Here is an 11,891-nt window from a genome sequence, read left to right on the forward strand (position 1 = left end):
TTTGAAGAGGCTATAAATCAAAAGCAGATAATTTATAATACTAGAAGGTATTAAGATAATAAAGGAGAATAATACATACTAAGGGAAGTTTTTGTGCAAGAATAATAACTCAAAAAGGGCGGAATGAAATGTGAAACGATTACTAATTGTCGATGATCAACAAGGAATTCGTTTGCTTTTGAATGAAGTATTGAAAAAGGAAGGTTATGTTACATATTTGGCTGCTAATGGCATGGAGGCACTAAAATATGCAGAAGAGGACATGGATTGTGTCCTATTAGACATGAAAATACCAGGGATGGACGGTATAGAAATTTTAAAGTGTTTAAAAGAGAAATGGCCACAACTTCCTGTATTTATGATGACTGCCTATGGTGAACTGGATGTCGTTCAGGAAGCATTAGATTTAGGAGCTATTCGATATTTCACAAAACCTTTTGATATTTTTGAAGTACGCGACGAGGTAAATAAAGTATTAAAATCTTAAAAACAGGCAGTGGTTAACACGGCCTGTTTTTAGTAGTAATATTCTAGCGTTTCTTATTCTCATTACTTCCTAAAATATTTAATTTTCAACTGTCTCTATTAAAGATAGCTTGCATAGAGAAGATTAAAGTAGCCATCTTTGTATTGCACTACACTTTCGTGCAGAAAACAGACGCTGTCGCTACGTTGCCCTGCGCTATCAGATAGAAAATAACAGCCCCTGCTATACAGGGGAGAGAACCTTCGTTACGTTGCACTGCACTGCGGTGGCACTGCCGCTACGTTGCACTCCACTTTCGTGCAGAAAATAAAAGCCCCTGCTTTTCAGGGGAGAGAACCTTCGTTACGTTGCCCTACACTGCGGTGGCACTGCCACTACGTTGCACTCCGCTTTCGTGCAGAAAATAAAAGCCCCTGCTTTTCAGGGGAGAGAACCTTCGTTACGTTGCACTGCACTGCGGTGGCACTGCCGCTACGTTGCCCTCCGCTTTCGTGCAGAAAACAGACGCTGTCGCTACGTTGCACTGCGCTATCGCGTAGAAAATAACAGCCCCTGCTTTTCAGGGGCTGTTATTTTTGCTATGATTAAATAGCATATTTATGTAGAAAGAATAGTCCTAAGAGGAGGATTTTTAGTATGGCATTAGTATCTATGAAAGAGATGTTAATTAAAGCAAAAGCAGAAGGTTATGCGGTTGGTCAATTCAACATTAACAACCTTGAGTGGACTCAAGCAATTTTACAAGCAGCAGAAGAAGAAAAATCTCCAGTTATTCTAGGCGTTTCTGAAGGCGCAGGTAAATATATGGGTGGATTTATCTCCGTTGTACACATGGTAAAGGGGTTAATGGAATCTTACGGTACAACAGTTCCAGTAGCAATCCACCTTGATCATGGTTCAAGCTTTGAAAAGTGTAAGGAAGCTATTGATGCTGGTTTCACTTCGGTTATGATTGATGCTTCACATCATCCATTTGAAGAAAATATTGAGATTACTTCGAAAGTGGTTGAATATGCACATTCAAAAGGTGTTTCTGTTGAAGCTGAGCTTGGAACAGTAGGTGGTGATGAGGATGGTGTCATCGGCGGAATCATGTATGCAGATCCAGAGGAGTGCCGTAAAATGGTTGAGTTAACAGATATCGATTGTCTAGCACCAGCACTTGGTTCAGTACATGGTCCTTACAAAGGTGAACCAAACTTAGGCTTCAAGGAAATGGAGGAAATCTCTAAGCTAGCTGATCTTCCATTAGTTTTACATGGTGGTACAGGTATCCCTACAAAAGATATTCAACGCTCCATTTCATTAGGTACAGCAAAAATTAACGTCAATACTGAAAATCAAATTTCTGCAACAAAAGTAATCCGCGAAATTCTTGATAACGATAAAGTTGTTTATGACCCTCGTAAATTCCTTGGGCCAGCTCGTGAAGCGATTAAAGCAACTGTTATTGGGAAAATTCGTGAATTCGGCAGTGCACAAAAAGCATAATTTTTGCATCTAATATGTTACAAAAACATAGATAAATACACATAATATAAGAGAAGTGTTGATGCAACTATCGACCTTCTCTTGTTTTTGAAATCATGGTTTTTTGGTAAAAATTCAATTATATGGCTCGCGATGACAATAGACACTATAGAAATCACTACATTTTGATGTCGAGCCTAAACAGTGATCAGGAGGAAATAATTATGAAATTTTTCATCGATACAGCAAACTTTGAAGAGATTAAAGAAGCACATGCATGGGGGATTTTATCTGGAGTTACAACAAATCCATCATTAGTGGCTAAAGAAGAGAATGTTTCTTTCCATGATCGACTTCGTGAAATTGCAGAGCTTGTAGATGGCTCGGTAAGTGGGGAGGTCATTGCACTAGATGCAGAAGGTATGATCAAAGAAGGCTTAGAATTGGCTGCTATTGCCCCAAATATTACAGTTAAGCTTCCAATGACACCTGCTGGATTAGAAGCATGTCGCTATTTTGCTGACAAAGGTATTAAAACGAACGTAACATTAATTTTTAGTGCAAATCAAGCATTAATGGCTGCTCGCGCAGGTGCTACATATGTATCACCATTCATCGGCCGCCTTGATGATATTGGACAAAATGGTGTAGAACTAATCGAAACAATTGCTGATATTTTCACTATTCATAATATCGAAACGCAAATCATTGCTGCATCTGTTCGTCATCCTCAGCATGTCACAGCAGCAGCACTTGCAGGTGCACATATTTCCACTACTCCTTATAAAGTATTAAAGCAACTTTTTCACCATCCATTAACGGAAAAAGGAATTGAAGGATTTTTAGCGGATTGGAATAAGAGAAAAGGCGAATAATAAGATTATAGAGTGAGCCAATCGCAAAAATTACTTTCCAATCATGAGGGAGAACGCAAAATGGATGTTTATAAAATTACAGGCGAAAATCGTCTAAAGGGTACAATTAAAGTTAGTGGTGCAAAAAATAGTGCAGTCGCCTTAATTCCAGCATCAATTTTGGCGAACTCTCCAGTGACAATTGGAGGGATACCAGAAATTTCAGATGCATGGACATTGAAGGCTTTATTAGAGGAAATTGGTGGGGAAGTTACATTTGAGGATGGTAAAATGACCATTGATCCAACTGATATGATTGCCCTTCCATTACCAAATGGCAATGTAAAAAAGCTTCGTGCTTCTTATTACCTGATGGGAGCTATGCTTGGACGCTTTAAAAAAGCTGTCATTGGTTTACCTGGTGGTTGCTTCTTAGGACCACGCCCAATAGACCAACATATAAAAGGCTTTGAGGCATTAGGAGCAAGGATTACAAATGAGCATGGAGCTATCTATTTACGTGCAGATGAATTAGTTGGTGCAAAAATATATCTAGATGTTGCAAGTGTAGGTGCAACGATAAATATTATGTTGGCTGCTGTCCTTGCAAAAGGGCGTACAGTTATTGAAAATGCAGCTAAAGAACCTGAGATAATTGATGTGGCGACACTGCTAACGAATATGGGTGCCAATATTAAAGGTGCAGGTACAAGTGTTATTCGGATTGATGGTGTTGAGGAGCTTCATGGTACGGAACATACAATTATTCCAGATCGAATTGAAGCGGCTACTTTTATGATTATGGCCGCGGCTGTTGGTGAGGGCATTACTATCGACAACGTGATTCCATTGCATTTAGAGGCAATCATTGCCAAGCTACGTGAAATGGGTGTCAAGATTGACATTGGAGAGGAAAGTATCTTTGTTCCTAAAACTGACCTCAATACGTTACATGCAGTTGATGTAAAAACATTAGTGTATCCCGGATTTCCAACAGATATTCAGCAGCCACTTGCTGTTTTAATGTCTCAGACATTCGGCTCCTCAAAGGTAACAGATACAATCTATACAGCTCGATTTAAGCATATTGATGAACTTCGTCGTATGAATGCCAATGCCCGTGTAGAGGGCAATACAGCTATTATCACAGGTCCTAGTAGATTACATGGCTCAACTGTAACTGCCACAGATCTTCGTGCAGGTGCTGCGCTCGTATTAGCGGGTCTTTTAGCTGAAGGTGAAACAGAAATTCAAGAGATCTATCATATTGAACGTGGTTATAGCTCACTTATTGAAAAATTACGTGATTTAGGCGCTGATATTCGACGTGAAACAATCGTAGCACGTGTAGCAGAGGCAAAGGAATAATGAGAGCTAAAAGTTTTAAACCAAATATGTTACAATAGAGATAATTTGAATGTTTCGGCGAAAGATTTATGCCGATAACGGGAGGCAAAACAATCATGGAACGTAGTTTATCGATGGAAGTAGTGCGAGTAACAGAGGCAGCAGCAATAGCATCCGGGAAATGGATGGGTCGCGGTTTGAAAATTGAGGCAGATGATGCAGCAACGACTGCGATGCGCGCCATGTTCGATACAATTCCAATGCATGCTACAGTAGTAATAGGCGAAGGCGAAATGGACGAAGCGCCAATGCTTTATATTGGTGAGGAACTTGGCTTACGTAATGGAGGTCCTCAAGTAGATATTGCGGTTGATCCATTAGAAGGTACAAATATTGTGGCTAAAGGTACAAATGGTGCTATGACAGTACTAGCCATTGCTGATAAAGGTAATTTGTTAAATGCACCTGATATGTATATGGAGAAAATTGCCGTAGGACCAGAATCAGCTGGTAAAGTTGATATTAACGCTTCTGTTACTTATAATTTATTACAAGTAGCTAAAGCTAAAAATAAAGATATTTCAGACGTGGTTGCTACTCTTTTAGATCGACCTCGCCACCAAGCAATAGTAGACGAGATTCGAGAAGCGGGTGCACGTATTAAATTTATTCAAGATGGTGATGTAGGGGCTGCAATTAATACTGCTTTTGATGAGACAGGTATTGATATCATGTTTGGTACAGGCGGTGCCCCTGAGGGTGTTATTGCAGCTGTTGCATTAAAATGTCTAGGTGGAGACTTCCAAGCGAAGCTAGTACCAGAAGACGAAGAACAGTTAGAGCGTTGCAAACATATGGGTGTTGACGTAGATAAAGTGCTATACTTAGATGACCTAGTTAAAGGTGACGATGCTATTTTTGCGGCAACAGCAGTAACAGATTGTGAGCTGTTAAAGGGTGTTCAGTATAAAGGAGCCTATGCTTTAACGCATTCAGTTGTTATGCGAGCTAAATCAGGAACTGTGCGTTTTGTAGAAGGTCGTCACGCACTTGATAAAAAACCTAGCTATAAATAAAATTATCTTCTAAAATATACCTAGTGCATCTTTTGCGCTAGGTACCTTCTTCTAAATTTAAACCATCCCTTAGTTTCATAAGGCTATGTTATACTTCAGTGTCTTGCACTTGAAGTAATATCCGTAGTTTTGATTTTAGTAAAAGAACGCTGATAGCTATGGAAAATTTAACTTTATAACAAAGCCTTTCGTAAAAATAACTTCCATGATAACCCCATTAAAGTATTATATTTTGAAAAAGACTGGAGTTGTGCATATGTCTGCATTGACAATCGCTCAATTAGAAAACATGACGTTAAAAGAGCTTTACGCCCTTGCACGCCAATACAAAATTTCATATTATAGCAAGCTAACGAAAAAAGAATTAATATTTGCTATTTTGAAAACGCGTTCAGAGCAAGAGGGCTACTTCTTTATGGAAGGCGTACTTGAAATTGTTTCGCAAGAAGGCTTTGGCTTCCTTCGACCAATTAATTACTCTCCAAGTAAAGAGGATATTTATATTTCGGCATCACAAATTCGTCGCTTTGACCTACGTAATGGGGACAAGGTGTCGGGTAAGGTACGTCCTCCAAAAGAAAATGAACGCTATTACGGGCTATTACAAGTGGATGCGGTGAACGGTGAAGATCCTGAAGTAGCAAAAGAACGTGTGCATTTCCCTGCACTCACACCATTATATCCCGATCGACAAATTAAACTTGAGACAACACAACGTAATTTATCGACGCGTATTATGGATTTAGTGGCACCTGTAGGCTTTGGTCAGCGTGGATTAATCGTCGCACCACCAAAAGCAGGGAAAACATCATTATTAAAAGAAATAGCCAATGCCATTACAACCAATTATCCAGAAGCTGAGTTAATTGTTTTACTTATCGATGAGCGTCCTGAGGAAGTTACAGATATTGAACGTTCTGTGAATGCAGATGTCGTAAGCTCTACTTTTGATGAGGTTCCTGAAAATCATGTGAAAGTTGCTGAAATAGTATTAGAACGAGCACGTCGTTTAGTTGAACATAAGCGTGATGTTATTATTTTAATGGACTCCATTACTCGTTTAGCACGAGCTTATAACTTAGTCATTCCGCCAAGTGGTCGAACATTATCAGGGGGAATTGATCCTGCTGCCTTCCATAGACCAAAACGCTTCTTTGGTTCTGCACGTAACATTGAAGAAGGCGGTAGCTTAACAATTTTAGCAACAGCTTTAGTAGATACTGGATCTCGAATGGATGAGGTAATCTACGAGGAATTTAAAGGGACAGGTAATTTAGAGCTTCATCTAGATCGTCAATTAGCAGAGCGACGAATTTTCCCTGCGCTGGATATACGTCGTTCAGGTACTCGAAAAGAAGAGCTTCTTCTTGCACCTGAGCAGCTTGAAAAGCTATGGGCAATTCGTAAAACATTCTCAGACGCACCTGATTTTGCAGAGCGCTTCTTAAAAAAAATACGAACAACCAAATCAAATGAAGAATTCTTTGAAAAATTAAATGAAGATATGAAAAAGGCTACAAAAGGTAAAGGGTTAATATAAAGAGAAACTGCAACCTGTTGGTCATTCTTCATAGATTGTTAGTTATACAAATCATCATTGACTAGAAATAGTTGATGGTGATTTTTTTTGCAAACAAATAATAAGAAATGTGTATTTTTTATATATTATATATGTATTGAAATTGATAATCGTTATCAATATAATGATAGCATATAATTCTAAATTTGAGGAGAAAGATATGAATTATGAGGCCTATATGCTTCTATGGCAAAATGCATATATCAAGTTAAAGCAAATTGATTATGTACAGAATACTTCTGTACGAACGACAAAAGTATTGAAATATAGCACATTATTAATAATTACTGAGGGTGCTGCAGAAATTTTGATTGATGATCAACCTTATTTTGTACAGAGCTTTACTATTTTTCATATTGGAAAATCCCAATCCCTACATATCACGGCAGATAAATTGAGTTATTATCTCATCTACTATAGAGGGGATATAGTTTACTCAGATACATTTATGCAGCATTTACAGATGAAATACCAACCATTCCAAACGATTCTTACCTGTGTACCAGCAAATCCTATCGCTATTCATACTGTACTGCAAGATATGTATATCAAATGGCAGTCGGGTTCTATTCAAGAGCATCTATCAGTAAAGGCTTCCTTTTATGGGCTCATTTATCGTGTTTTTCAAGAGCTTGTTGAGGGATATGGGAAGCCACACGAAATTGATAAAGCGGAAGCAGCTCGTCTATATATTGAGCAACATATTAATGAACCATTATCAATTCAAAAGCTAGCTGATTTACTTAACATTAGTACACGGCATTTATTACGAATTTTTAAGGCCCGTTTTGAAGTTGGTCCTCAAGTTTATTTACAGCAATTGAGAATAGAGCAAGCAAAAAAGTATCTTCTTACCAATCAATTTAGTATTAAAGAAATCGCTATTTCATTAGGATTTGAGGATGAATATTATTTTAGTCGAGCTTTTAAAAAGGTGACAAACATGGCTCCAAGTAATTATAGGCTGAATTATCCATCCAATATGTCCGAAATCACCATTACAATTGAGAACAGTTTTCAATACAATGAGAATCAGCTAGCGCAAGCAAATCGGTTCAAAAATGAAGTAATGATAACAAATAGAATCCAACAACTAAAGCTGCCATTTTTGCTTAAATTATTCGTTTTATTTTCGGCATGTGGTGAGAAGGATAGTATACACCAGACCAGCAGACTTTCAATAAAAAAAGCGATGACAAGAACAGTCATAGATGATAGTGGGCGTGAGGTAGTCATACCAGTGAAGGCTGAACGTATTGTTACAGACTGGTACCTTGGTCAAATTCTAGCGTTAGATGTTGTGCCAGTAGGAGCTGTAACAGCAAATTTAGATTTTGCAGCATTTTTGAAACCATATTACAAAGATGAAGATATTTTAAATATTGGAACAGATGGTAATGTTTCGATTGAAAAGATAGTTGAAATAAAGCCTGATTTAATCGTTACGTGGAATTCAGAAGATGTAGGAAAGTATGAAAAAATTGCACCAACTATAGTATTTTCTGAGACAGCCCATAAAACGGCTGCTGATGAAATTAAGGCAATGGGTGAATATTTAGGAAGACAGCAAGAAGCAGATGCCTTTATCAAAAATTTCGAGAATCGGATAACTAAGGCACAAGAAAAAATAAATGCTGTTGTATCAGAAGAATCCACGTTTACTATATTTGATTTATTCGCAAAGAAAGCCACAGTTGTGGGAAATAAAAGTGTGTCTGGCGGAAGGGCATTATATCAAATTCTTGGAGTAAAACCTCAGGAAAAGGTACAAAATCTTTTCGATACTAAAGACCCTAGTCGTGGACGTTATGAAATCTCCTATGAAGTTGTGGGAGACTATGTTGGGGATTATGTTTTTGTGATAAATTTCTTCAATAAAGAAGGAAAGTTTCCATCAACTTGGACCGATCTAGATGTTGTAAAGAATAGGCAAACAATTCAGTTAGCATCAGAATATTATTTTGCCTCTGATCCACTTTCTGGATTACATCAAGCTGAAGATATAGCTGACAAAATTATGAAGTTTACACTAGCAAAATAATTATTGGGGTTCTACTGATAGTTAGAAATTTTATATACCATTTATGCGGAATAATTTGATGACAAAAAATTAGGGAGGTGGGCTACCTGTTTTAATCAGGTAGCTTATTTACTAGATTTTATTATAAATGAAATTGATAATCATTATCGTTTGAGTTACAATTATCTTTACTTAATGATCCTTTGGTAGCTTGCGGACATTAAAAATAGGAGGATGCATCCATGTTATTACAACGTTTCTTTTCTTATTACAAACCATACAAGGGATTATTTATACTAGATTTTTCCTGCGCAATTTTGGTAGCACTCATAGAGTTAGCCTTTCCAATAGTGCTAAACAAGGTAATCGATGATATTCTTCCTGATGGAGAATTAAAGTGGATTATTATGGCAAGTTCTTTGCTGTTTGGGCTCTATATTTTAAATTCTATTCTGCATTTTATTGTTTCTTATTGGGGACATATGCTAGGCATTAATATTGAAACGGATATGCGAAGGGAAGCTTTCAGTCATGTACAGAAGCTGTCATTCCGATATTTTGATAACAATAAAACAGGGCATCTCGTTTCACGACTAACAAATGATTTAATGGATATCGGGGAGCTAGCCCATCACGGACCAGAAGATATATTCATTGCTATTATGACAATAATTGGGACGTTTGGCGTTATGTTTTATATAGATCCGACCTTTACTATTCTTATATTCTTGCTTGTGCCAATTATTTTAATCTTAACTATTGTTTTTGGAAAGCTTATGTCAAAGGCATTTCGTCAAATGTTTGGAGATATTGCTGATTTTAATGCACGTGTTGAAAATAATGTTAGTGGCATTCGTGTTGTACAAGCCTTCACAAATGAAGAGCATGAAATTAATCGCTTTAAGGTGAATAATGAAAGATTCCGTATGACGAAGTTATTTTCTTATAAAGTAATGGCCTGGAATGAAGCAATCTCAGGAATTTTAACAAAGGTTTTATCATTATTTACTTTGTTTATAGGCGCGTATTTTGTGTTAAATGGCAATTTAACAAATGGTGAATTTATAGCATTCATATTGTTATCTGGTATTCTTTTAGGCCCTATTAATAAAATTAATATGTTTATTGAAAGCTATCCTAAAGGCATGGCAGGCTTTAAGCGATATATTGATTTTCTTGAAACAGATCCGGAAATTGCTGATCGTCCACAAGCGAAGGCAATTAAGGACATTGAAGGAGAAATTACATTTAACAATGTATCTTTTGGCTATACAGAGGACAAGAGAGCTTTAAACCAAATTAATTTAAAGGTTCATCCTGGTGAAACGGTTGCACTTGTTGGTCCATCAGGCGCTGGCAAATCAACAATCTGTAGTCTGCTACCACGTTTTTACGAGGTGAGTGAAGGGTCTATTAAAGTTGATGGAACAGATATAAGAGATTTCAAGCTTCACTCACTACGCTCTCACATTGGGATTGTACAGCAGGATGTATTTTTATTTGATGGCACAATAAGCGAGAACATTGCTTATGGTGATTTAAATGCAAGTGAAGAAGACATATGGTATGCAGCACGACGAGCACAACTAGAAGATGTTATCAAAGCCTTACCAGAAGGAATGGATACATTGATAGGTGAGCGCGGTGTGAAATTATCTGGTGGACAGAAGCAAAGATTATCAATTGCCCGAATCTTCCTGAAAAATCCCAAAATATTGATTTTGGACGAGGCAACATCAGCCTTAGATACAGAAACAGAGCAAGCGATTCAACAAGCATTAAACGAGCTATCAGTTGGGCGTACAACCCTAGTGATTGCCCATCGTTTAGCAACCATTAAGGATGCCGATCGTATCGTCGTTGTGTCGAAGAAGGGCATTATTGAAGAAGGTACACACGATGAATTGATGAATAGCAAAAAAGCATACTATGGACTGTATACAGCACAATTTGGTTTACAAATATAAGATTCATATTGAAGAAATGACTTATCTATCATTTCTTCAATATTTATGTTTAATCATGAAAAAACAGTATGTTTAGAATTTAAAACCTTAAAACATAAAGGAGAGAAATTTGATATGGCAGTCCTTGAAATAGAACACGTTGCTATTGGTTATTCTTCTACTTTAATCGTAGATGATTTAAGTGTAGAAATTCCAAAAGGGCAAATTTCAACAATTATAGGTCCAAATGGATGTGGGAAATCTACTTTATTAAAGGCTGTAGCACGTATGCTCAGAACACAAAACGGCGCAGTTTATTTGGACGGGAAGGCAATTCATCAGTTAAAAACTAAGGAAGTTGCGAAAAGGATGGCAATTTTGCCTCAAACTGCAACAGCACCAGGAGGTTTAACTGTTTTTGAATTAGTATCCTATGGTCGTTTCCCACATCAAACAGGTTTTGGCACTCTACGCAAAGAGGATTATGAATATATTCATTGGGCAATAGATGTTACTGGTTTACGTGAATTCAGTGATCGTCCAATTGAAGCCTTGTCTGGGGGACAGCGTCAACGTGTTTGGATTGCCATGGCATTGGCACAAGGGACTGATATCCTTGTATTGGATGAGCCAACTACTTATTTAGATTTAGCACATCAACTAGATATTCTGCTGCTATTACAAAAGCTGAATAGAGAAGAGGGACGTACAATTGTGATGGTATTACATGATTTAAACCATGCATCCCGTTTTTCTCATTTTATGATAGCGATGAGAAATGGACAATTAATTGTAAATGGGAGTCCTGATGAGGTCATGACTAAAGAAAATCTACAAAAAGTATTTAGTATTGATGCAGAAATGGCTACTTGTCCTTTTAGTGAAAATCCTATTTGTCTGTCTTACCAACTTTATGGAAGAGATGAGTAGTATTCAGTTTTTAGAATTCCAGCAGGAAGGAATAGTAGGATTTATCTTGATTCAGCAGAATACTCCCACCACTATAGGTGCGAGATGAATGCGGTTTTGTTTTTTCTATTTAGCGGGCGTACAAACCCAGCTGAATCAAGATAAAGCCCCAGGCGGATGTCAACGGATTTTGAAGAGGAGCT

At 37.5% G+C, this 11,891-nt stretch carries 9 protein-coding genes; all 9 read left to right on the forward strand.

Going from position 1 to position 11,891, the window contains the following annotated elements:
* Nucleotides 1-130: 130 nt before the first annotated feature.
* The 9 genes from ACQKIM_RS04790 to ACQKIM_RS04830 all read left to right on the forward strand — a co-directional run bounded on the left by ACQKIM_RS04790 (nt 131) and on the right by ACQKIM_RS04830 (nt 11,709).
* On the forward strand, nt 131-487 hold the full coding sequence (locus ACQKIM_RS04790; protein ID WP_427539856.1) for a response regulator: 357 nt from the start codon (nt 131-133) through the stop codon (nt 485-487).
* Between the two features lie 636 nt (nt 488-1,123).
* The gene (locus ACQKIM_RS04795) at nt 1,124-1,978 is read left to right on the forward strand and encodes a class II fructose-bisphosphate aldolase (RefSeq protein WP_427539859.1); all 855 of its coding nucleotides are present in this window, start codon (nt 1,124-1,126) and stop codon (nt 1,976-1,978) included.
* Between the two features lie 203 nt (nt 1,979-2,181).
* Nucleotides 2,182-2,832 carry a fructose-6-phosphate aldolase gene (gene fsa, locus ACQKIM_RS04800; protein WP_427539862.1) on the forward strand — a complete coding sequence of 217 codons (651 nt, stop codon included), beginning with the start codon at nt 2,182-2,184 and terminating at the stop codon, nt 2,830-2,832.
* Nucleotides 2,833-2,892: 60 nt separating this feature from the next.
* The gene (locus ACQKIM_RS04805) at nt 2,893-4,179 is read left to right on the forward strand and encodes a UDP-N-acetylglucosamine 1-carboxyvinyltransferase (protein ID WP_427539865.1); all 1,287 of its coding nucleotides are present in this window, start codon (nt 2,893-2,895) and stop codon (nt 4,177-4,179) included.
* A gap of 95 nt (nt 4,180-4,274) precedes the next feature.
* Nucleotides 4,275-5,234, forward strand: coding sequence for a class II fructose-bisphosphatase (glpX, locus tag ACQKIM_RS04810; protein WP_427539868.1), 960 nt, complete (start codon nt 4,275-4,277; stop codon nt 5,232-5,234).
* A gap of 256 nt (nt 5,235-5,490) precedes the next feature.
* Entirely contained in the window at nt 5,491-6,774 is a 1,284-nt protein-coding gene (rho, locus tag ACQKIM_RS04815) for a transcription termination factor Rho (protein WP_427539871.1), read from the forward strand.
* Nucleotides 6,775-6,973: 199 nt separating this feature from the next.
* Nucleotides 6,974-8,854, forward strand: coding sequence for an AraC family transcriptional regulator (locus tag ACQKIM_RS04820; RefSeq protein ID WP_427539873.1), 1,881 nt, complete (start codon nt 6,974-6,976; stop codon nt 8,852-8,854).
* Between the two features lie 221 nt (nt 8,855-9,075).
* Nucleotides 9,076-10,800 carry an ABC transporter ATP-binding protein gene (locus tag ACQKIM_RS04825; protein ID WP_427539876.1) on the forward strand — a complete coding sequence of 575 codons (1,725 nt, stop codon included), beginning with the start codon at nt 9,076-9,078 and terminating at the stop codon, nt 10,798-10,800.
* Between the two features lie 114 nt (nt 10,801-10,914).
* On the forward strand, nt 10,915-11,709 hold the full coding sequence (locus ACQKIM_RS04830; RefSeq protein WP_427539879.1) for an ABC transporter ATP-binding protein: 795 nt from the start codon (nt 10,915-10,917) through the stop codon (nt 11,707-11,709).
* The last annotated feature ends 182 nt before the right edge of the window (nt 11,710-11,891 follow it).

Origin of the sequence: Lysinibacillus sp. NPDC047702, assembly GCF_050272555.1 — a bacterium.
Taxonomy (GTDB): domain Bacteria; phylum Bacillota; class Bacilli; order Bacillales_A; family Planococcaceae; genus Lysinibacillus.